Source organism: Arthrobacter sp. MP_M4 (genome assembly GCF_035984855.1).
GTDB lineage: Bacteria > Actinomycetota > Actinomycetes > Actinomycetales > Micrococcaceae > Arthrobacter.
The window spans coordinates 51,792-74,357 of record NZ_JAXCHX010000023.1 but is presented as its reverse complement, the minus strand read 5'-3'; the positions used below and the strand labels follow the sequence as shown (position 1 = coordinate 74,357).

At 66.0% G+C, this 22,566-nt stretch carries 19 protein-coding genes and 1 pseudogene; 11 read left to right on the top strand and 9 right to left on the bottom strand.

What is annotated here, in order from left to right; all coding sequences use genetic code 11:
- A pseudogene (locus RCH15_RS15240) lies at positions 1-1,859 on the bottom strand (hypothetical protein); the annotation flags it as partial.
- Between the two features lie 229 nt (positions 1,860-2,088).
- Positions 2,089-3,600 carry a helix-turn-helix domain-containing protein gene (locus RCH15_RS15235; protein ID WP_326961506.1) on the bottom strand — a complete coding sequence of 504 codons (1,512 nt, stop codon included), beginning with the start codon at positions 3,598-3,600 and terminating at the stop codon, positions 2,089-2,091.
- Positions 3,601-3,741: 141 nt separating this feature from the next.
- On the opposite strand from RCH15_RS15235, the gene aceA reads away from it, so the two are divergent.
- On the top strand, positions 3,742-5,073 hold the full coding sequence (gene aceA, locus RCH15_RS15230; protein WP_326961505.1) for an isocitrate lyase: 1,332 nt from the start codon (positions 3,742-3,744) through the stop codon (positions 5,071-5,073).
- Positions 5,074-5,178: 105 nt separating this feature from the next.
- Complete coding sequence (gene aceB / locus RCH15_RS15225) at positions 5,179-6,840, top strand: malate synthase A (protein WP_326961504.1); 1,662 nt, start codon at positions 5,179-5,181, stop codon at positions 6,838-6,840.
- A 205-nt stretch (positions 6,841-7,045) separates the two neighbouring features.
- Here the strand turns inward: aceB and RCH15_RS15220 are convergent, their stop codons facing one another.
- The 5 genes from RCH15_RS15220 to RCH15_RS15200 all read right to left on the bottom strand — a co-directional run bounded on the left by RCH15_RS15220 (position 7,046) and on the right by RCH15_RS15200 (position 13,125).
- Positions 7,046-8,239: an MFS transporter gene (locus RCH15_RS15220; RefSeq protein ID WP_326961503.1), complete on the bottom strand. Its 1,194-nt coding sequence runs from the start codon at positions 8,237-8,239 to the stop codon at positions 7,046-7,048.
- 169 nt (positions 8,240-8,408) lie between these two features.
- Positions 8,409-9,248, bottom strand: coding sequence for a carbohydrate ABC transporter permease (locus RCH15_RS15215; RefSeq protein ID WP_326961502.1), 840 nt, complete (start codon positions 9,246-9,248; stop codon positions 8,409-8,411).
- The gene (locus tag RCH15_RS15210; RefSeq protein WP_326961501.1) at positions 9,241-10,215 is read right to left on the bottom strand and encodes a carbohydrate ABC transporter permease; all 975 of its coding nucleotides are present in this window, start codon (positions 10,213-10,215) and stop codon (positions 9,241-9,243) included. The genes RCH15_RS15215 and RCH15_RS15210 overlap by 8 nt, the downstream gene beginning before the upstream one ends.
- Before the next feature lie 72 nt (positions 10,216-10,287).
- Entirely contained in the window at positions 10,288-11,607 is a 1,320-nt protein-coding gene (locus tag RCH15_RS15205; RefSeq protein WP_326961500.1) for an ABC transporter substrate-binding protein, read from the bottom strand.
- Between the two features lie 291 nt (positions 11,608-11,898).
- Entirely contained in the window at positions 11,899-13,125 is a 1,227-nt protein-coding gene (locus RCH15_RS15200; protein WP_326961499.1) for an ROK family transcriptional regulator, read from the bottom strand.
- 197 nt (positions 13,126-13,322) lie between these two features.
- Between RCH15_RS15200 and RCH15_RS15195 the strand changes: the two genes are divergently transcribed.
- The 8 genes from RCH15_RS15195 to RCH15_RS15160 all read left to right on the top strand — a co-directional run bounded on the left by RCH15_RS15195 (position 13,323) and on the right by RCH15_RS15160 (position 20,421).
- On the top strand, positions 13,323-14,054 hold the full coding sequence (locus tag RCH15_RS15195; protein ID WP_326961498.1) for a sugar phosphate isomerase/epimerase family protein: 732 nt from the start codon (positions 13,323-13,325) through the stop codon (positions 14,052-14,054).
- Positions 14,054-15,175 (top strand): Gfo/Idh/MocA family protein, encoded by a 1,122-nt coding sequence (locus RCH15_RS15190; RefSeq protein ID WP_326961497.1) that lies wholly within the window; start codon positions 14,054-14,056, stop codon positions 15,173-15,175. Before RCH15_RS15195 ends, RCH15_RS15190 begins: the two co-directional genes overlap by 1 nt.
- Positions 15,176-15,184: 9 nt before the next feature.
- The gene (locus tag RCH15_RS15185; protein ID WP_326961496.1) at positions 15,185-16,378 is read left to right on the top strand and encodes a Gfo/Idh/MocA family protein; all 1,194 of its coding nucleotides are present in this window, start codon (positions 15,185-15,187) and stop codon (positions 16,376-16,378) included.
- A 1-nt stretch (position 16,379) separates the two neighbouring features.
- A complete protein-coding gene (locus tag RCH15_RS15180; protein ID WP_326961495.1) occupies positions 16,380-17,375 on the top strand; it encodes a sugar phosphate isomerase/epimerase family protein in 996 nt (331 codons plus the stop codon).
- 77 nt (positions 17,376-17,452) lie between these two features.
- Positions 17,453-18,289: a TolB family protein gene (locus tag RCH15_RS15175; RefSeq protein ID WP_326961494.1), complete on the top strand. Its 837-nt coding sequence runs from the start codon at positions 17,453-17,455 to the stop codon at positions 18,287-18,289.
- 92 nt (positions 18,290-18,381) lie between these two features.
- Positions 18,382-18,918: a GNAT family N-acetyltransferase gene (locus tag RCH15_RS15170; RefSeq protein ID WP_326961493.1), complete on the top strand. Its 537-nt coding sequence runs from the start codon at positions 18,382-18,384 to the stop codon at positions 18,916-18,918.
- 55 nt (positions 18,919-18,973) lie between these two features.
- Positions 18,974-19,693 (top strand): DsbA family oxidoreductase, encoded by a 720-nt coding sequence (locus tag RCH15_RS15165; protein WP_326961492.1) that lies wholly within the window; start codon positions 18,974-18,976, stop codon positions 19,691-19,693.
- Positions 19,694-19,782: 89 nt separating this feature from the next.
- Entirely contained in the window at positions 19,783-20,421 is a 639-nt protein-coding gene (locus RCH15_RS15160; protein ID WP_326961491.1) for a TetR/AcrR family transcriptional regulator, read from the top strand.
- Between the two features lie 38 nt (positions 20,422-20,459).
- Here the strand turns inward: RCH15_RS15160 and RCH15_RS15155 are convergent, their stop codons facing one another.
- Positions 20,460-21,137, bottom strand: coding sequence for a LytR C-terminal domain-containing protein (locus RCH15_RS15155; protein WP_326961490.1), 678 nt, complete (start codon positions 21,135-21,137; stop codon positions 20,460-20,462).
- On the bottom strand, positions 21,130-21,429 hold the full coding sequence (locus RCH15_RS15150; RefSeq protein ID WP_326961509.1) for a type II toxin-antitoxin system VapB family antitoxin: 300 nt from the start codon (positions 21,427-21,429) through the stop codon (positions 21,130-21,132). The genes RCH15_RS15155 and RCH15_RS15150 overlap by 8 nt, the downstream gene beginning before the upstream one ends.
- Positions 21,430-21,608: 179 nt before the next feature.
- On the opposite strand from RCH15_RS15150, the gene RCH15_RS15145 reads away from it, so the two are divergent.
- Positions 21,609-22,523 (top strand): hypothetical protein, encoded by a 915-nt coding sequence (locus RCH15_RS15145; RefSeq protein ID WP_326961489.1) that lies wholly within the window; start codon positions 21,609-21,611, stop codon positions 22,521-22,523.
- Positions 22,524-22,566 lie beyond the last annotated feature (43 nt).

The window sequence follows — 22,566 nt, the reverse complement described above, 5'->3', positions numbered from 1 at the left end:
GCCACGGCCGCCGTCGCCGCGGACGACTTCGCCGCCGAGGTGAACCCGGCTTTCGACCCGGTCACCCGGACCGTGAGCGTCTTAGCCAAATCCTCAGAAACCGCCGTGTACGCAGCGGCCGTCGCTCCCGTAATAGCTACCCCGCTGCGGAACCACTGGTACCCCAGCGTCACCGGAGCCGGACCCCACACCCCCGGATTGGCCGTCAACTTCTGACTTACCTTCGCAGTGCCGGTAATCGTCGGCACAGGGGCAGTCAGCGTGCCCGCGGCCACGGTTGCGGAGGCTTGCCCGTAGTAGGGCTCGCGCGGTCCTTCATGGGCACTGACGCGCACCGTCACTTTTCTCCCGGCGGCTGAAGGCTGGAGGGCAAACGTTGCACCGTATGATCGGTAGTCGGCGACGCCGTCAACATACCAGTTGTAGGAGGGGCCGTACTGCGGCGCCGGCGTCAGCGTGCCGAAATCGGCGGTGAGGGTACTGCCTGCGCGGGGCGATCCGACGAGGGTCAGTGGCTTGGACGCTGTGATGGCGGCGGCGCCTGATTCCCCGGCGTAGACACTTTCGGAGTGGGTGGCGTAACCGGCCTTCATGCCGGTGACCTTGGCCCAAATGTCGTAGCCGGCGTCGGCCGCAGTGGGTGAGTAGGTGCTGGACGTGGCGCCGACGATGTCTGCAAGGACAGATGCCTTAACACGCTGCCACTGGTAGCTGAGAGTGACCGGCGCCGGACCCCAGGTGCCGGGGTCCACTGTGAGCCTCTGGCCAGCCTGGGCTGAGCCGTAGGCGAAGATTTCGCCGGCCGTGAGCGAGAGTCCGGCAACGTCAAGCTTCATGGGAACCTGTACCCGTTGTCCTGCTGTCGTGGCAGTGAGGACAGACGCCGTTTCCATCGTGGCCGCGTTGTTGTAGCACTCTGGTTTGTAGCGGTACTTGCGGGGTGCGCCTCGGTAGTAGTAATCGTCGGTGACGCACAATTTGTATTTCTTTCCCGCAGTGATGGGCCAGTATACTTTTCCGCTGCCATCGCTTAGCAGCGGTCCCATCTGAGGTCCGTCCCAGATGCCGGTGGCGTCGTTGAAGACGTAAGGTGTGTAGCCGATTTCGGCGAGAGGCGTCCCGGACGTGTCCGTGATGGTGGCCTCAAGAACCGTCTCGCTGTTGAGCTTGAAGTTCGCGTTCGTCCAGTTCACACCGGCCGGAACCGTGGTGGCTGTGTATGTCTCCGTGCCCTGCGTACCGTTCCACGACTGTCCCTTGTAGAGGCTGCGGCCGGACGAGTCCCTGACGCTGATGTTTGTCAGGTTGGGCGGAACTTTGGTGAGCGTGTAGTAGCCGTTGGCATCCGGGGTCGTGGAGCTGACCTGTCCACCATTAGTGCTAGCCGAAATTTCCACTGCGGCCACCGCTGCACCGGCCGCATTGGTGATCCGGCCGCTCATCTTTCCGAAGCCATCCAACTGCGGGTTGATGGTGACGGTGGGTGCGGTATCGGAGATTGCGACGGCGTCCGAGCCGTAAGAACTGGGGTGATTGTTGTACCACTCGTCCGGATACGTACTGGAGCACGCGCCGCTCGCGCACGTGGTCCAGATTTTGTATTTGCCGGCTGCCGGCACGGTGAAGCTATAGGTGCCGTCGGCGGCGGACCATGCTCCGGCCACGTAGGAACTCTGCGAGTCATTGGAGTACGCCCCGACCCAAACAGATCCAAGTGCCGACGGCGCCGCCGCGGCCGTAAGTTTTCCCGTCACGACGCCTTTGATCGTGTAGGTCGCTGCGTTCGCAGGTACGGCCCCGGAGATCAGACCGGCCGCAACGACTATGACGGCGGCCAGGTACGAAACTGCCTTACTCAATGCCCCCGGCCCTTTAGGCGACTTTGTCTGTGGCAGGTAATTCGCAGCGTTGAGCAGCGGCATGAGACTGGCCCTTTTCCCCCGGAGAATATCAAGACGGACCGACCGGTCCACCGTCATCGTATGCGGTAAGTGGAGCCACCACGTTCGACAGTCATCCCCGGGCTGGTTCGGACCCCCTCAGTTCACCTGGATGGCCTACGGAGCGAGGTGGCACCGCGCGCCCACATCAGCTCCCCGAGTGTGCCTGCAGGAACGAATAGACCTCGGTCTCGTCCACGCCGGGGAAAGCGCCCGGCGGCATCGCGGCGAGAAGGTGGGAGTGGGCCCGGGCCGAAGGCCAGGCGTTGCCGGCCCATTCGGATGTCAGGGCTGCGGGTGGGCGCCTGCAACAGCTCTCGTCCGGGCAGGTGGACTTGGACCGCTCCGTTGTGTCACGGCCCCGGAACCATTTCACCTGGGCGTAGGGGACGCCGACGGACAGGGAAAACTCCCCGTTTGCTGAGCGCTCCGTCCGGGCCGTGCACCAGAAGGTCCCGGCCGGCGTGTCGGTGTACTGGTTGTAGGCACTGAACTTGTCCGGCACGTCGAACACCACCCGGGACGTCCAGTTCTTGCATGATGGCTGTCCCTCAATGGCGCCGGTGTGATCCTGCGGGAATGTCACGCCGTCGTTCTCGTAGGCCTTGTAAATGATGCCGCTCTTGTGCGTCTTCTGGAAATGCGTGCGGATATCCAAGTGCTCCGTGGCGAGGTTGGTGAACCGGTGGGCTGCGGTCTCGTACGACACGGCGAAGGCGTCCCGGATATCCTCCACCGCGATTTCCTTGGCTTGTTTTGCCTTTTGCAGGAACTCCACGGTGGCGTGCTCCGGCAACAGGAGCGCCGCCGCGAAGTAGTTCGTGGCTACGCGCTGCATCAGGAAGTCTCCGTAGTTCGTGGGAGTCTGGTGCCCTAAAACGTAGTGGCCCAGGGCTTGCAGAAGCACGGACCGCGGGTCGTGGTCGCTGCGCGCGTTCTGTGTGAGATAAATACGGCGGTTTTTCAGATCCGTCACCGAGCGGGTGGAATGCGGCAGGTCACCCACGTGGTGCAGGCTGAATCCGAGGTGCCCGGCGATGTCCGCAATGACGTGGTGGGACAGCGGACCGCTGGTGTGGCCCACCGAGGCGAGGACCTTTTGAGCCTCCGCCTCGTATTCCGGAAAGTAGTTGTTGCGCTGTCGCATCATGGCACGCAGTTCGCCGTTTGCACGGCGTGCTTCTTCCGGCGTCGCCACCTGCTCGTTGAGCCGGCGCTCCAGCTCGTGCTGCAACCCCACCATCGACTCCAGCACATCCATCGGCAGCCGTGAGCTGATACGGATCGTGGGGAGCTTCAAGGACTCGTAGATGGGACTGCGCTGGTAGCGTTCCAGCTCAATTTCCAGGGCCGCGCGCCGGTTGGGCGGTTCCGCGCCGAGCAACTCGTCGATGCTGACGCCGAGGGCCGCCGCGAGCTGCTGGAGCAGCCCGAGCTTGGGCTCGCGTTTGCCGTTCTCGATCAGGCTCAGCTGGCTGGGGGCGGTACCCACCGTGGCGCTTAGGTCATCGAGCGTGAGTCCGGCGGCCTTGCGGAGGTGGCGGACCCGGCGGCCCATGCTGATGACGTCCACCTCCGGAACCGCGGGAGAGGAGGTGGTGGACGCGGGACGGTTCCAGCTGGCGGGATGCATTTCTTCAGAATACGCGAAGAAGTGCATTTCTTTCCAGACTTTTGGTCTAGAAAGCTGCTTGAAAGTAAAGAAAAGTAGGTCTTACGGAAAAGTTACACCGCTCCGGACCAGCCAGTACCACTGCGAGGAAGCAGCCAGCCGGCCCCGGACCCCACCAAGGAGACAAAGATGACTGCAGCATTTGAGCCTACCCAGCAGACGCCCGAAGAGCAGGCCACAGCCCTGGAGCTCGAGTGGACTGCCAACCCGCGCTGGGAAGGTGTCACCCGGGACTACACGGCCTCCGACGTCATCCGCCTCCGCGGCCGCGTCTCCGAGGAGCACACCCTGGCCCGCCGTGGCTCGGAGAAGCTGTGGGAGCAGCTGACCGGCGAGCATAAGGAGGGTACGTACACCAACGCCCTGGGCGCGCTGACCGGCAACCAGGCCGTGCAGCAGGTCAAAGCCGGGCTCCGCGCCATCTACCTCTCCGGCTGGCAGGTTGCCGCGGATGCCAACAACTCCGGCCACACCTACCCGGACCAGTCCCTGTACCCGGCCAACTCGGTGCCGACCGTGGTCCGCCGCATCAACAACGCCCTGCTCCGCGCGGACCAGATCGAGTTCTCCGAAGGCGTCCAGACCGTCGAGGACTGGATGGTCCCGATCGTCGCCGACGCCGAGGCCGGCTTCGGTGGCCCGCTCAACGCGTACGAGCTCATGAAATCCATGATCCAGGCCGGCGCCTCGGGCGTGCACTGGGAGGACCAGCTCGCCTCGGAGAAAAAATGCGGCCACCTCGGCGGCAAGGTTCTGATTCCCAGCCAGCAGCACGTCCGCACCCTGAACGCTGCCCGCCTGGCCGCCGACGTCGCGGGCACTCCGTCCGTCATCATCGCCCGCACCGATGCCGAGGCTGCCACCCTGATTACCTCCGACGTCGATCCCCGCGACCAGGAATTCATCCTCCGCGAAGGCGGACAGCCGGTCCGCACCCCGGAGGGCTTCTACAAGGTCCGCAACGGGATCGAACCCTGCATCGCCCGCGCCAAGGCCTACGCACCGTATTCGGACCTCATCTGGATGGAGACGGGCACCCCGGACCTGGAGTTGGCCCGCAAGTTCGCCGAAGCCGTCAAGGCCGACTTCCCGGACCAGATGCTCTCCTACAACTGCTCCCCGTCGTTCAACTGGAAGAAGCACCTCGACGACGCCACGATCGCCAAGTTCCAGCGCGAACTCGGCGCCATGGGCTTCACCTTCCAGTTCATCACCCTGGCCGGCTTCCACGCCCTGAACTACTCGATGTTCGACCTCGCCCACGGCTACGCCCGTGAAGGTATGAGCGCCTACGTCGAGCTGCAGGAGAAGGAATTCGCCTCCGAATCCCGCGGCTACACCGCGACTAAGCACCAGCGCGAAGTCGGCACCGGCTACTTTGACGCAATCGCAACTGCGCTCAACCCGAACGCATCCACCCTGGCTCTGGTGGGATCCACCGAAGAAGGCCAGTTCCACTAGTCCCCAGCTTTTCCCGCCCGTTGCCCTATCACTTTTGGTCCCCCTCGACCTTCGTTGAAGACTAAAAGTGATAGGGCAACGGCGGACATTCAAGGAGCAACTCCCATGAACAGCTTCACTGACAACTTCACCATCAACGGGGTCACGATGACCGCCCAGCCGATCTGCCGGCAGAGCGAGGTTTTGACGCCGGATGCACTCGCGTTTGTGGCCAAACTGCACAAGGCGACGGCGGCCCGTCGGCTGGAGCTGCTGCGGGCCCGGCAGGAACGCCGCCAGCAGATCGCCAAGGGCCAGGATCCGCGGTTCCTCCGCGAAACCGAGTCCGTCCGCAATGATCCGGCCTGGCGCGTCGCTCCGCCGGCTCCGGGACTGGAAGACCGCCGCGTCGAGATCACCGGGCCGGTGGACAAGAAGATGACCATCAACGCGCTGAACTCCGGCGCCAAGGTGTGGCTCGCGGACATGGAGGATTCCTCCACTCCGTCGTGGCGCAACGTCATCCAGGGCCAGCTCAATCTCAGCGACGCATTGGAGCGCCGGATCGACTTCACGTCACCGGAAGGCAAGGAGTACAAGCTCCGCGCCGCCGAGGATCTGCCCACCATGGTGGTCCGGCCCCGTGGCTGGCACCTTCCTGAAAAGCACATGCTCATCGACGGCACCCCCATCGCCGGCGGCATTGTGGATTTCGGCTTGTACTTCTTCCACAACGCCCGCCGCCTGATCTCCCAGGGCAAAGGACCGTACTTCTACCTGCCGAAGATCGAGAACCACCTTGAGGCGCGCCTCTGGAATGACATCTTCGTCCTGGCCCAGGACCTGCTGGGCATTCCGCAGGGCACCATCCGCGCCACGGTGCTGATCGAGACCATCACGGCCGCGTTCGAAATGGAGGAGATCCTCTTCGAGCTCAAGGACCACGCTGCGGGCCTGAACGCCGGCCGCTGGGACTACATCTTCTCGCTGATCAAGAACTTCCGCACCCGCGGTCCCCGCTTCGTCTTGCCGGACCGCAGCCAGGTGACCATGACCCAGCCGTTCATGCGCGCCTACACCGAACAGCTGGTCCGGGCCTGCCACAAGCGCGGAGCCATGGCGATCGGCGGCATGGCAGCCGCCGTCCCCAACCGCAAGGACGCCGAGGCCAACGCGATCGCCATCGAGAAGGTCCGCGCCGACAAGACCCGCGAGGCCGGCGACGGTTTCGACGGCTCGTGGGTGGCCCACCCGGACCTGGTGCCCGTGTGCCGGGAAGTGTTCGACGGCGTCCTGGGCGACCGTCCCAACCAACTGGACCGGCTCCGCGAGGACGTCACCCCGGATGACCGCGCCCTGCTCGACATCGCCGCCAGCACCGGCACCATCACAGAGCAAGGCATCCGGAACAACATCGAGGTCGGCATCCGCTACATCGAGTCCTGGCTGCGCGGCAACGGCGCCGTCGCCATCCACAACCTGATGGAGGACGCCGCCACCGCGGAAATCTCCCGCTCGCAGCTGTGGCAGTGGATCTTCTCCCGCGCGGTCACGGACGCCGGCGACGTCGTCACCCGCGAAGGGGTCGAGGACATGCTGGACGAGGAGTTCGCGAAGCTCGAGCGTTTCGAAGGCGACCGCTTTGCCGATGCCCGGGACATCTTCGAGGAAGTGACGCTCACCCCGGCGTTCCCGGACTTCCTGACGCTTCCGGCTTACGACCGGTTCCTGCATGAAGCGCGCGACGGCGACCTCCCCACCGAGGATCCGAAGCTCATCACCGCCTAGGGCCTGCCGGGACCACCGGAAGGCGCAGATTTCCGTCTGCTGGGCCGCCACGCCCTTCGCAACAGGCACCCCCGAGATCCGGGGCGGTGGCCCAGCGACGGAAGACCCCTCGGGGACTCGACAACGGCGTCGAGGTGTCAGCTGCGGCCCATGTTCTCAGTGAACATGGGCCTCAGCTGTTCCCCGGCGCGGACGAAGAGACAGATCAGTGCGGTTTGGGAACGTGCCGGAGGGACAGGGCGGTGCCGAGGATGAACATCGCCACCGAGCCGAGCACCATCAGCAACGGCCCGGTCCAGGATCCTGAGGTCCCGTTCACATAACCCAGCAGGGTCGGCGCCAGGGCGCCGAAGGAGTAGCCGACACCCTGCACGACGGCGGACATCCGGCCGGCCGAGGCCTGGTCGCGGGCCAGCCGGATGATGGCGATGAAAATCAAGGTAATGCCACCGCCCTGGGCAACGCCGCCCAGTGAGGACCACAGCCACCACAGCCCGGGCGCCAGGAGCAGGCCTGCCGGCACGGTTACCCACAGGAGCCCCAAGGTGAGCCCGACCGCCGTCGTGCTGGCGAACCGGGCCGCGAGGGGAACGCCCAGCCCGCCCACGATGGCGAAGATCTGAAACAGCGAGGACCCGGCGCCCGCCCCCGCGGCCGTCATGCCGAGCGTGTCCGCGAGGATGCTGGGCAGCCACGCCGTGACGCCGTAGTAAGAGAACGCCTGGCCGGCGAAGCCCGCGGTCAGCCCCACGGTGATCCACCGCGATGCCGGTTTCACCCCCGCAGGTGCGGGCTCCGGTGCCGGGACGGGGTCGGGGCGGAACGCACGGCCGCCGAACGCGAGCGCGCAGGCCAGCAGGGCCGCGACGGCGAAGAGACCGCAGGCGGCCAGGGCCAGCCGCCACCCGAGCAACGCGGCCAACGGAGCCATCACCATGGCGGTAATAAAGGACCCGACGTTCAGGGTGGCGGTGTAGATGCCCATGGCTGTGCCCTGCCGGGCCGGGGCGAAGTCGCGCCGGATGATCAGCGGTACGGCGATATTGCCGATGGTGATGGCGACGCCGAGAATCACCGTGCCGAGCATCACCACGGCGCCGTTGCCCGCCGACCGCACCACCACGCCCAGCAGGACACCCAGCAGCGTGAGGCTGATGGCGACTTCCGCGCCGAGTTTGCGTCCGGTCAGTGAGGCCAGCGGTGAGGCGAGGGCAAAGCAGAGCACCGGGATCCCGGTCAGGAGACCCAACTCCACCGGCGAAAAGCCAAGTTCCTGCTGCATGAGGCCCACCACCGGGGCCACGGCCACGAACGGGCCGCGCATGTTCAAAGCGATCAGGCCGATGGCGGCCAGAAGGATCCAGCTGCGCGGCACCTTGGCGAGGACATTTGAACTCATGGGTGCCGCGGCCCAGCCGTCAGGCAGAAATAAGATTTCATCAGTCCTATTGCTATCACGGGCCCGCCGCCACCGCAGGAAGGTGACGTCACAAGCGGTTCCGCCCGGACCGTCCCCAGGGTTCAGGACCGGGCGTCTCCCGCCGGAGCCACTCGTTGCTTGACGGCCCCTATTTGACGGCGCCGGCGGTGAGACCGGCGACGAAGTTGCGCTGCAGCAGCAGGAAGCCGACTACCACCGGAACGCTGACCACGAGCGAGGCCGCCATGATCTGGTTCCAGTAGACGTTGGTCTGGGTGGAGTACAGCTGCAGACCCACCGCCAACGTCCGGTTGGCATCCGTGGTCATGACGGAGGCGAAGAGCACTTCACCCCAGGAGGTCATGAAGCTGTAGATCGCGACGGCGACCAGCCCGGGCCGGGCGGCCGGAAGCACCACGCGCCAGAGAGCTCCCATTGGTCCGCATCCATCCACTTTGGCGGCTTCGTCCAGGTCCCGCGGGATGCCGTCCAAGTAGCCCGCGAGCATCCAGATGGAGAAGGGCAGGGAGAAGGTCAGGTACGTGATCACCAGGCCGGCGCGGGTGCCGACGAGCTGGATGCCGAGCGTGGAGTTGATGTTCACGAAGATGAGGAACAGCGGAAGGAGGAAGAGCACTCCGGGGAACATCTGCGTTGACAGCACCGTGGTGGAGAAGATGGACCGGCCCCGGAAACGGTAGCGGGAGATCGCGTAGGCGGCGAAGACCGCGATGATCAGGCTCAGGACGGTCGCGGCGCCGGCCACGATGACACTGTTGACGAAGTACGACGCCAGCGGCACGGTCTTCCACATGTCGATAAAGGGAGCCAGCGTCACCGTGGTCGGCCACCAGGTGAAGGCGCCCTGGACATCGGACAGCGGTTTCATCGCTGAGGTAACCATGACGTAGACGGGGACCACCGTGAACACGGTCAGCAGTGCAACGACGATGGCCCGGAAAACCTTGGATCCGTTGGTTTCACGCACGCTGGGACCTCCGGTTCAAAACAAGCAGGTAGATGCCGCTGACCAACAGCAGGAAAAGCAGCAGCAGGACGGACATGGCAGCGCCTGAGCCGAAGTTCCAGGTGAGGAACGAGGCGTTGTAGATGTGGAAGGAGATCAGATCCCCCGCAGGGGGCTGGGCGTTGCCGAACAGCACGAAGGGGGTGTTGAAGTCGTTGAACGTCCACAGGAACATGACCAGAAGCAGCACCATGTTCACCGGCCGGACCATCGGCAGCGTGATGGAGCGCCACTGCCGGAAAGGCTTTGCCCCGTCCACGGCGGACGCTTCGTAAACGTCGGTGGGGATGGACTGGAGTCCCGCCATCAGCATCAGGAAGGCGAAGGGCCAGAGCCGCCAGATGGCGACCACGACGACGGCGACAAAGGAGTTGTCACCGATCAGCCAGAAGGGCTTGTCCCCGGAGAGATGGAGGTTGTCGAAGAGGAAGTGGTTGACCGCCCCGGTGTCCTTTTGCAGCATGAACTTCCAGGCGATGATGCCGGCGTACATGGGCAGGGCGTAGGGAACCAGGAAGAGTGTGCGGAAGAAGCCCTGGCCACGGAATTTGCCTTGCAGGGCGACGGCGGCCGCCATGCCGAGGGTCCAGGAGATGCCCACCACCAGGACAGTGAAGGCGCACGTGACCAGGAAGGACTGGAGCAACGCCGCGCCGACGGCGCCATTGAAGTCCAGGGCGACCTGGTAGTTCTTCAATCCGGTGACGGGGGCGTTGCCCCAATTGGAGATATAGGCCTTGGTCAATTTCAGGAAACTCATCCAGATGCCCGTCACCATGGGGATGACGTGGATGACCAGTTCGAAGACTATGGCCGGCGCCAGCAGCGCGTAGGGAAGCCACCAGCCTGCCGGGCGGGGCTTGCGCTGTTTGGGTTCGGACTTCGGCGGGGCTTCGGTGGCGAGGGGGGGTGCCGTTGCAGCAGCCACGGGACGGACCTTTCTTTGGATGCGGGCGGCCGGGAGGGTGGTGCCGGGCGTTGCCGGCACCACCCGGGGTGGTTAGCCGGCGGCTGCGACCTGCTGCTCAGCCGTCTTCATCGCGGTGCGGATCTCATCGGTGCTGACGGTTCCACCGGAGGCGATCTTGGCGAACATCTGGTTCATCGCCTTGCCGACGGTGCTTTCGAACTGGTCCTCAGCGGGTACCAGGGGCAGCGGCTTGGACTTGTTGGCGTAGATGTCGGAGAAGATCTTCGCTTCTTCGGCGTTATCGGTGAAGTTGGGGGTGGCGTCCTTGAGTACCGGCAGGGCTGAGAACGGCTTGTCGAGGGCGGTCTGCGTCTCCGGGCTGGTCATGAAGTTCACGAATTTCAGGGCGGCGTCCTTGTTCTTCGTGTTCTTGAAGATCGACAGGTTGATGCCGGCGACGTGGCTGGCGATCTGGTCCTTGGCGTCGGAGGGCGCCGGGAACGGGACCACACCGTATTTGTCGCTGGTCATGCCGTTGGCGACGATGGAGTTGTCGGCGTTGTTCTGGTTCAGGATCATGGCCACCTTGCCGGTGGCGAAGTCGTTGACGGCCTTGATCGCGTTGTCGTACTGGGCGTTGGCGACGTTGACGACCTTGTCCTTTTGCATGAGGTCCAGGTACCGCTCGATGCCGTTGACCACGCCGTCGGAGGAGAAGGCAGGCTTGCCGTCCTGGGCGAAAAGGTCGGCGCCGTTCTGGGCGGCGTTAATGAAGGCGAAGTGCGCGTTTTCGGTGTAGCTGCCGGCGGCCAGGGCGAAGCCGTACTTGTCGCCGCTGGTGAGCTTTTTCGCAGCCGCGACGAGGTCTTCCCAGTTGTTGGGGGGCGTCACGCCGGCCGCGGAGAACATGGCCTTGTTGTAGTAGAGGCCGTAAGCGAGCCCGTAGACGGGTACCGAGGTGGGATCCTCGCCCTCGGCCCCGCCGGTGTCCATGGCCGTCTTGACGAACTTGTCCTTGCCGCCGATGGCTTTGAATGCTGCATCGTCGAAGGGCATGAACGCCCCGGTGGACTGCAGGGAAGCGGCCCAGGTGTTGCCGATGTTGACGACGTCTGGCGCCTGGCCGGAGGTGACGGCGGTCTGGATGCGGGTCTGCAGGTCGTTCCAGCCGATGACTTCCAGGTTGACCTTGATGCCGGTCTCCTTGGTGAACTTTTCGAGCTGCGGGGTCAACACCTCTTTGTCGTTGTCAATGCTCGTGCCCTGGTTGCTGGCCCAGTACGTGAGCGTGGAGCCGGACGCATCCGACCCCGACGAGGAGGAGGAAGAAGAGCTGCTGCCGCCGCAGGCGGTTGTTGTCAGCGCCAGCGCCGCGATAGCGGCGGTAGCGGCAAGGGTACGAATTTTCACTTCTGACTTCCTTGTCTGAGATTCGCGAGGTACACCGAGAGTCCGGCCTCCGGACTTTCCACAAAGCTAGTGGAACTTATGTTGATCGTCAATCAAAAGTTTGGAATGAGCAGGTGAATTTTTTTGGGGACTCTTTGTTTGGCCGTCGAATATTCCGCGCGGACCGTGGTTTCGGCGCAACCGGCCGGCTACCACACAGGGCCTTCTGCCGGAAAAACGCGCTCGGGGGCACCGGGGCGCGGCCTCAATCCGGCCGTGCCCCGAGCCGGGCCCTGTCCCTGCCCTTGTCCCTTAGGCCTTATCCAGGAGGGCTTCAATACTGGCCGGGGAAAGAATGTCGTCCACGACCATCCGGCTGGCACCCAGGACGCCGGCCTGGTCGGCTGCCATCGACTGCACAATGCGCAGCCGGGCAGTCGCCAGCGGCAGGGAGCGCTGGTAGACCACTTCGCGGACACCGGCCAGGAGGTATTCGCCTCCTGCAGCCAGCCCGCCGCCGATGACGATCACGGACGGGTTGAGCAGGTTGACGCATGTTGCCAGCACGTCCCCCACGTCGCGCCCGGCCTGGCGCATGGCCTGGACGGCTTTGACATCGCCGCGTCGCGCCAGTTCGAGCACGTCCTCGCCGGTTTCGGCGGGCACGCCCTGGGCGGTGAGGGCGGCAGCCACTGCCGGTCCGGAGGCCAGCGCTTCCAGGCATCCGTAGTTGCCGCACCGGCAAAGGAGTCCGTCCCCGCGGGGCACGCGGACGTGGCCGATGTCCCCGGCAGTTCCGTCGGCGCCGCGCTGCAGCAAGCCGCCGCTGATGATGCCGGCGCCGATGCCGGTGGCGACTTTGATGAAGAGCAGGCTCTCGACGTCGGGCCAGAAGAACGCGCGTTCGCCCAGGGCCATGATGTTCACGTCGTTGTCGACGGCGACGTGGGTGTCGAAGCTGCGCTGAATGTAGCGGGGCACATCAAACCCGTCCCACCCCGGCATGATGGGGGGATTGGCCGGTTTGCCGCTGGAGTGCTCCACCGGTCCCGGCAGTCCGATCCCGATGCCGGCCAGCTCGCGGGCATCCCGGCCGGTCCTGGCCAGCAGCGTGCGGCAGAGCTTCACGACGAGGTCCAGCACTGCCTGCGGTCCGGCGGAGATTTCAATGTCCACCCTGGACTCGGTGAGGACACGGCCGCTCAGGTCGGTGGCCGCCACCAAAATGTGGGTGGCGCCGACGTCCACCGCCATGACAATCCGTGCGGAGGGCTGGAAGGCGAAGCGCGACGGCGGCCTCCCGCCGGAGGAGAACGCCTCGCCGGCGGGACCAATGAGGCCCAGGGACGTCAGCGCTTCAACGCGGGCGGCTATGGTCGACCGTGCCAGTCCGGTCAGCTCGGCAATTTCGGCGCGCGTGCGCGCCCGGCCGTCGCGAAGGAGTTGAAACAGCTCCCCTGTGCGCGCCTGGCCGACCACCGGCGTGGCAGACGCGGGAATGCGGGTGGACTGCAGCTCGGAGACGGTCGGACTTGACATGAATCAATGTAAGCACGGCGAGCTTATGTTCGTCACAATTCCCTTCTCCGACATTTGCCGCCCAACTTTTGCTTGACTGCCGTCAAAAGCTGTTCTAGCTTTACTGATGCGGCCGCCTTCAACACCAGGTCGCTGTGCACCAGCCAGCAACTGCCGGGATCGGCCCAGGGCCGAAAATATCTACGCCAGGAGAATCTGTGACTTACTCCCTTCAGCTCTACACCGTCCGCGGCCCCTTGGAAGCGGACCTGGAAGCCACGGTCAAGCGCGTGGCCGAACTGGGCTACACAGCGGTGGAACCGTACAACTTCGTGGCCAATGCCGACGCGTTGGCCGCCGCCCTGACCGCGAACGGGCTCACCGCCCCCTCCGGCCATGCTCCGCTGCTCCGCGCCGACCAGGACGAAATCTTCCAGGCCGCGCAGAAGCTTGGCATCGGAACGGTCATCGACCCGCATGTGGACAGCGCCCGGTGGACCACAGAGGCGGACATCGTGGAAACGGCGAAAGCGCTGAACGCGGCGGCCGCCAAGGGCGCTGCCTACGGGATCGCCGTCGGATACCACAACCACGAGTTCGAGCTCGAAAACCGGATCAACGGCCGGTCCGCCCTGGAAGTGCTGGCAGAGAACCTGGACCCCCAGGTGGTGCTTGAGGTGGACACCTATTGGGCCGCCGTCGGCGGCGAGGACCCGGTCGCACTGCTGGAACGGCTCGGCGACAGAGTCCGTTTCATCCACATCAAGGACGGCCCGCTGACCAAGGTGGACAAAGACCAGGTGGCCGTCGGTGCCGGCCGGATGCCGATACGGGAGGTCATCGCTGCCGCCAAGAACCTCGAAGCGGGCGTGGTGGAACTGGATGACTTCAACGGCGACATTTTCGACGCCGTCGGGGAATCCCTGACGTATCTGAAGGAAGGCAAGTAATGACAACAGCCAACTCCCCCCGCACCGGTCCCGTCGGCGTCGCCATCATCGGCGCCGGAGTCATCAGCAAGGAATACCTGGGAAACCTCACAGGCTTCCCCGACGTCAAAGTGCACGTCGTGGCCGACATGTTCGAGGACGCCGCCGCAGCACGGGCAGCAGAATTCGGGATCCCGGCATCCGGGGGCGTCGAGGCTGCCCTGACGCACCCGGACGTGGAAATCGTGGTCAACCTGACCACGCCGGCCGCCCACGTGGAAGTCGCCACCGCCGCCGTCAACGCCGGGAAGCACGTCTGGAGCGAAAAGCCGTTCTCGCTGGACCGGGAAAGCGGGCTCTCGCTGCTCAAAGCCGCCGAAGCCGCAAATGTCCGCTTGGGCTGCGCGCCGGATACGTTCCTGGGCGCGGGCCTGCAGACAGCCCTGCGGATCATCGCCGAAGGCGGCATCGGCGTTCCGCTGACCGCGTTGACGCTGATGCAGTCCCCGGGACCGGAGTCCTGGCACCCGAATCCGGCGTTCCTGTTCCAGGAAGGCGCAGGGCCGCTCTTCGACATCGGTCCGTACTACCTGACAACACTCATCCAGACGTTCGGACCGATCTCCAAGGTGGCAGCCTTCGGGTCCACCTCGCGGCAGAAGCGGGTCATTGGTTCCGGTCCCAAGGCCGGCGAGGAATTCGAGGTGACCGTGCCGAGCCATGTCAGCGCGATCGCCCAGTTCGCGGGAGGCGAGTCGTCCCAGAGCATCTTCAGCTTCGACTCCAACCTGCAGCGGGCCGGTTTCGTGGAGGTGAACGGGACCGAAGCGACCATTGCTTTCCCCGATCCGAACATGTTCGACGGCGACATCCTGCTGACGCGCCGCGGCGCGGAAGCTCCGGAGGTCATCGCCGCCGTCGGTTCGAAGTCTTCCCGCGGCACCGGCGTCCTGGAAATGGCCCGGGCCATCCGGGCCGGCGTCCCCCACCGCGCCCAGGGGCAGATGGCCTACCACGTGCTTGATGCCATGGTTTCCATCGCCGAATCCATCGAGACCGGGACCTTCATCGACCTTGCCAGTACTGCGTCGGCGGCTCCCCCGCTGCCCGCCGACTGGGACCCCACCGCCGCTACTCTCTAGGACAGCCCAATGCTGGATTCCAATGCCGCCCGGCGCCTGGGCGTTGCCATGATCGGCTACGCGTTCATGGGCAAGGCCCACTCGAATGCCTGGCGCAACGTTGCCAGCTTCTTCGACGTCCCGGCGTTTGAGCAGCGCGTCCTGGTTGGTCGGGATGCCGCCGGCGTGGCCGAGGCCGCCGCCAAGTTTGGCTGGGCGGAGTCCTCCACGGACTGGCGGGCAGTGATTGCCCGGGATGACATCGACATCGTGGACATTTGCGCCCCGGGGTTCATGCACGCGGAGATCGCCGTCGCCGCGCTCGCCGCCGGCAAGCACGTACTGGTGGAGAAGCCGCTCGCCAATACCCTGGCCGAGGCGGAAGCGATGACGGCGGCGGCGAAGTCTGCCCGCAGCCAGGGCATCCAGTCCATGGTTGGTTTCAACTACCGGCGCATCCCGGCGCTGGCCCTGGCCCGGGAACTGATCCGCGAGGGCAGGCTGGGTGCAGTCCGGCACATCCGGGCAGCCTACCTTCAGGACTGGCTGGTGGACCCGGAAGCTCCCATGACCTGGCGGCTGAACAGGGACACCGCGGGGTCCGGGGCGTTGGGCGACATCGCATCCCACGTAATCGACCAGGTGCTGTTCCTGCTGGAAGAGGAAGTCACCGAGGTCTCCGGCCGGTTGCACACCTTCACCTCGCAGCGCCCCGGCGCGGACGGACCGGAAGAGGTCACGGTCGACGACGCCGCCTGGGCCACGCTCTCGATGGCCTCGGGGGCCGTCGCCTCCGTGGAGGTGTCCCGGGTGGCCACCGGCCGGAAAAACTCGCTCCAACTGGAGATCTATGGAGCGAAAGGGTCCATCCTGTTCGATCTGGAAAACCTGAACGAACTGGGCTTCCTGGACGCGACGGCTCCGGTCAGGGAGCAGGGCTTCCGGCGCATCCTGGTCAACGAACCTGTTCACCCTTACGCCGGGGCCTGGTGGCCGCAGGGGCACGTGATCGGATGGGAACACACCTTCACGCACGAAATCCGCGACTTCCTGGTCGCGATCGGCACGGGAGCCCCGCCCTCGCCGGGGTTCGAGGACGGTCTGATCGTCCAGCGTATTCTGGCCGCAGTGGAAGAAAGCGCGGCGGCCAAGAGCTCCATCATCCAACTGGCCGGCCACCCCGCCGCCTCCCCCGCACCGACCTCCGTCCCCGAAGGAGCCTGACATGGCCCGCCCGTACACCCTGTTCACCGGCCAGTGGGCCGACCTGCCTTTCGAGGACGTCGCACGCCTGGCTTCCGGGTGGGGCTACGACGGCCTGGAAATCGCCGTCTCCGGCGACCACCTGGACGCCTGGCGCTGGGACGAACCCGGCTACGTCGAGGCCAAACTCGCCGTGCTGAAGAAGTACAACCTCAAGGTCTGGGCGATCTCCAACCACCTCAAGGGCCAGGCGGTCTGCGATGACCCGATCGATTTCCGGCACGAGGCCATCGTCGGCGCCAAGGTCTGGGGTGACGGGGACCCTGAAGGCGTCCGGCAGCGCGCAGCCGAGGAAATGAAACACACCGCCCGCCTCGCCAAAGCCCTCGGAGTGGACACCGTGGTGGGGTTCACCGGCTCCTCGATCTGGCAGTATGTGGCGATGTTCCCGCCGGTCCCGGAAAAGGTCATCGACGCCGGCTACCAGGACTTCGCCGACCGCTGGAACCCCATCCTGGACGTCTTCGATGAATGCGGGGTCCGCTTCGCCCACGAGGTCCACCCTTCCGAGATTGCCTACGACTACTGGACCACCGTGCGCACCCTCGAAGCCATCGGGCACCGCGAGGCCTTCGGGTTGAACTGGGACCCGTCCCACTTCATGTGGCAGGGCATCGATCCGGTCTCCTTCATCTGGGATTTCAAGGACCGGATCTACCACGTCGATTGCAAGGACACGAAGCTGCGCCCCACCGGCCGGAACACCGTGATGGGCTCGCACCTGCCCTGGGGTGATCCGCGCCGCGGCTGGGACTTCGTCTCCGCGGGCCGCGGCGACGTCCCCTGGGAATCATCCTTCCGCGCCTTGACCGCCATCGGCTACACCGGCCCCATCTCCATCGAGTGGGAGGACGCCGGCATGGACCGCCTCCACGGGGCACCCGAAGCCCTCGCCGCGCTGAAGAAATTCGACTTCCCGGCGTCCACCACCTCCTTCGACGCCGCGTTCACGCAGTAGTTCGGCGGGACCGTGGCGAGCAGCAGCCCCGGGGGTCCGGGATGAGCCGGGCGCTGAGGCCGGGGCAGCGCTGTGAAATGTGGATCGCATCCGTCACCACGGGGGCCCGGGAGCTGATCTTCGCCAGCAACGACCTGCTGCTGGAGGCACCCAACTGGACGCCGGACGATACCGCGCTCATCCTCAACGGCGGCGGTTCCCTGTGGCGGCTGGACCTGTCCTCCCGCTCACCGGAGCTGATCCCCCTCACCGGCGTCCCCAGGCTCAACAATGACCATGTGCTCGCCCCCGGCGGAGACCAGATCTACCTCTCCGCCGATGACGGCCACCTGTACCGGGCCGCCACCCGGGGAGGGCCGGCGGACCGGATCACGGCGCCGGAGGGCTTCTCGTACTTCCTGCACGGGGTGAGCCCGGACGGGGAGGAACTCGCTTGCGTGGGGGTGGAAGGAGGCGACTTCACGGGCCCGGGACGCCTGATGACAATACCCGCGGCCGGCGGGTACCCGGCAACCATCAGCACAGGGAGCGGGCACTGGGACGGACCGGAATACTCACCGGACGGCGCCTGGATTTACCTCAACACAGAGGCGTTCAGCAGCCGGCCGGGGCACGCCCAGATCGCCCGCGTGCGCCGTGACGGGTCAGCTCTGGAACGCCTGGTCAGCAGCGACACGGTGGACTGGTTCCCGCATCTCTCCCCGGACGGGCTCCGCGCGAGCTACCTCAGGTTCCCGGCCGGCACCCTGGGTCACCCGGCTGACCTGCCGGTCGACGTCGTCGCCGTTTCGCTGGACGACTGGTCCACCCCGCTGCACACCTGGGCCGTACCCGGCGGCCAGGGAACCTTGAACGTCAACAGCTGGTCACCGGATTCCAGCCGGTTCGCTTATGTTGCCTACCCTTCCCGCTGACCCCGGCGTGAGACGCCCGCCCCAGCCCCACGGGGCCGCAACAACGCTTCACGAAGCGCGGACCGCCCCCTCCACGGACTAGGGTTCTGGGCATGACGCACGTAATCCGAACGGCAACCGCGGACGACGCCGGCCCGCTGGCCGGGCTCGCGGCCGTCACGTTTCCGCTGGCATGCCCGCCCGGTTCTGACCCGGACGATATCGGGGCCCACCTCGCGAACACACTCAGCGAGGCAAACTTCCGCGGCTACCTCTCCGACCCCGACGTCACCGTCCTCGTGATCGACGTCGGCGGCGGGCTCCGGGGCTACAGCCTGCTCGTGGCCCGCCCCACCGAGGATCCGGACGTGGCAGCGGTGCTGACGGGCCTGCCCTGCACCGAGCTCAGCAAATGCTACGTGCACCCGGACCACCACGGTCTCGGTGCTGCCGCCGAACTCATGCACGCCAGCGTGGCTGAGGCTACGGCGCACGGCGCCCGCGGCCTCTGGCTTGGGGTGAACAGCCAGAATGGCCGCGCCATCCGGTTCTACGAGAAGTCCGGCTTCCGCAAAGTCGGCACAAAGTCGTTCCAGCTCGGCTCGACGGTGGAACACGATTTTGTGATGGAACGCCCGCTCACGCCGTGACCAAGCCGACAGCCCGCCAGGGAATGGCGCCGCTGCCCCCAGGGTTGTGACGGACATGAAGATTGAGATCTGGTCCGACGTCGCATGCCCCTGGTGCTACATCGGCAAGCGCCGCTTTGAAACCGCCCTCGCAGCGTTTCCGCACCGTGAGGAGGTGCACGTGCAGTGGCGCAGCTACCAGTTGGATCCGGCATTGCCGGAGCACTACGACGGCACGGAACTGGATTATCTGAGCACCAGCAAGGGCATGGCCCCGGCCCAGGTTGCCGGCATGTTCGCGCACGTGGCAGAGCAGGCCAGGGATGAAGGCCTTGACTACAGGTTCGACGACGTCGTGGTCGCCAACAGCTTCACCGCCCACCGGCTGATCCACCTCGCGGCAGCGCACGGGGTGCAGGACGCCGCGAAGGAACGCCTGCTCAGCGCCCACTTCGAACACGGCCAGGACATTGGCAGCCGCACCTACCTGACCTCGCTGGGGCTGGAGCTGGGGATCGGCGCCGCCGAACTGGACGAGTTGTTCACCACCGACAAGTACGCCGACGACGTCCGGATGGACTTCGAGGAAGGCCGTGCGCTGGGCATCACCGGCGTTCCCTTCTTCGTGATCGACCGCAAATTCGGGCTCTCCGGAGCCCAGCCCGCCGAGACGTTCACCGAGGCCCTCGAGCAGGCCTGGCGGGACAGCCGCCCGCTGGAAATGGTCACCGCAGCCGGCGGCGGGGACAAAGACGGGACCGCACCGGCCTGCGGCCCGGACGGCTGCGCCCTCTGACGCCCGCGCCGTCTCACGCCGGCGCCGTCTCACGCCGGCGCCAGTTGACAGCCGGGCGTCTTGCTGACGGATGGCGCTAAAGTGTCCGTATGCCCAGGATCTCGGCCGCGAGCAACGCCGCCCAACGCGCCGAGACCCAACGCCGGATCCTGACCGCTTTCGGCGAACTGCTGTTTACCCATGGACTGCCGGGGCTGACCATGACCGACGTCGCCCGGCATGCCCGGATCGGCCGCACCGCGGTGTACAACTACTTCGCGGACATCGAAGAGCTGCTCATTGCCTACGCACTGGACGAGACCGAAAGGTTCCTGGCGGAGCTGCGGGAAGCCCTGGCCACACTGGAGAACCCGGTGGACCGCCTGGCTTTGTACGTCCGCGCCCAGGTCGAGGACCTCAGCCGGCGCCATCTGCCGCCGGGCCCCACGATGGGGGCCGTGCTCTCCCCCGCCTCGTTCGCAAAACTCGCCGGCCACGTCGGGGAGCTCAGCGTGCTCCTGCAGGGCATCCTGCGCGACGGCGTCGCCCAGGACTACCTCCCCGAGGCGGACATTGCCCAGCTCGCGCAGCTCATTCATGGCACCCTGTCTTCCAGCGCCGCGCGCGGTGACGGCTCCGGCCAGGATGCCGGTTCCGACGCGCGGCTGGCCCGGACGGTGCGTTTCATCCAGCTCGGTGCCGGTGCGCGGCTTGACGGCGCCGGCCGGCCCCTCCGCCTGCACTCCTGACATCCGGCAGCCGGACAGAGGGCGGCGCAGCGGCGGCCCTAGTGGGCCGGGGCGGGCGCTGCCCTGGGGGTAACGGTCCCCGGATCCTCCACAATCCGCCGGTCCTCACGGGGACAGCTGAGCCGGCCCGGTGTCTGGTCCACCAGCTCCGCTCTCGCGAGGGCCTGGAAGTCCCCGGTGAGGATGATGTCCACGCTGGGGTCCGTCCGGGCATCTTGAAAGTAATCCGAGCCCGGCAGGTTGCGCTGCACACTGAACGCCGCAGACTGGCCCGCGGCGCCGGAGACCACCAACGCCGCACCGCGGTAGCTCGACGTCGTGTTGGCGACGGTGCCGACCATGAACTTCCGGGCCGCAAACTCATCGGCCACGGTGCGGGCCAGGCCCGGGCGGGACGTGGAGTTGAAAACGTTAAGGTTGACCGTCTCCGGCGGCGCGTAGTCAAAGCGCGCCTCCGGGCAGACGGACGCGGCGGCCGTGCTGCGCTCCGGCGTCGGAACGTTGAGCTGCCCGTTCATGATGGCGAGGGCCACCACAATCGCGGTGGTCAGCAGCCCGACCAGCAGCACCAGCACCACGCCGTGCAGGATGCGGCGGCGCATCCGGACCGGGTTGTCCTGCAGCCCGTCATCCTCCACGAAAGTCGCCCGCAGATCCGATCCGCTGATGACCTGGTGCCCGTGCAGGACGGTGACGTCCTTCGGCTTTCTAGCCACTTATGACCAGAACACGGGCATGGATCGCCGTGCGTTGATGCAGCGCCGTCCGGACAGCGCGGTGCAGGCCGTCCTCAAGATAGAGGACGCCGCGGTACTCCACGACGTGCGGAAACAGATCACCGAAGAACGTGGAGTCCTCCGCCAACAGCGCCTCAAGGTCCAGGGTGCGCTTGGTGGTCACCAGATCATCCAGCCGCACCGGTCGCGGCGGCAACGCCGCCCAGTCCTTGGGCGTGCTGTAACCATGGTCGGGATACGGGCGGCCCTCGCCCACGGCTTTGAATATCACCATGCAAGCCTAAGGAACTTGGACGGTCAAGGGAATCCACGACTCCCGCCGCCGGGAGGTTGTAGCCAAACGGTAACCATTTGTCACACCACCCGCGCCGCCCTGTCACGGTCAAGACCTTGACTGCGGTGCACTCCACAGCACATGCAAAGATGCGTGCCGGCTGGGAGAATAAAACCATGACACCTGCCGAGACCCCAGTTCCCTTCCCGCCGTCGGCTCCTCCGCTGGCCCTGCTACTGGACGTCGACGGCCCCGTGGCGAGTCCCGTCACCCGCACAGTGCAGCCGGCCATCATCACGGACCTGCTGGCGCTGGCCGCAGCCGGGATCCCGGTGGTTTTCAACACCGGACGCTCAGCTGCTTTCATCCGCGAGCAGGTGATGGAGCCGATGATCGCCGCGGGAATGCCGGCCGGCACCCTCATCCATGCGGTGTGCGAGAAGGGTGCCGTCTGGTTCAGCTACACCGCGACAGGCCCCGGGGCCGTCCACCTCGATTCCGACCTGGCAGTGCCGCAGGCCTTCGGCGACGACATCCGCCGGCTCGTGGCCGAGGACTACGCCGCACACATGTTCTTCGACGAAACCAAGCTGGCCATGGTTTCCGTTGAGCAGCACATCGATGCGGATAACTCCGACTACCGGGCCGAGCAGCAGCTGTTCGACGCCGATGCCATGGACCTGATGGCCCGTCACGGCCTTGGCGTGGTGCGGCTGGACCACCACGCACCGGACTCCGATGACCGGGTCGACTACCGCGTGGATCCGACCATCATCTCCACCGACATCGAGTCCGTCCGGCTTGGCAAGGACCTCGGCGCGAGCCGGGCCGTGGAGCTGCTGGCGGCGCAGGGCATCACCCCGCAAGCCTGGCGCACGGTGGGGGATTCCCGCACCGATTACGCCATGGCCGACTGGTTGCATCACAACGACCACCCGGTCAAACACATCGACGTCCGGCCCGCTGACGGCGTGCCGGTGAAACCGTATGAGGTGCTCACCGCGGCGGATCTTGGGCTGGGCCGGGACGTCATCCACGACGACGCCGGGGCGGCCTTCCTCAGCAGCTGGCGCGTGGCCCTCCTGGGCTGAGCACCGGGCGCAACCAACCCGCGCTCCGGGGCGGACGAGGGGC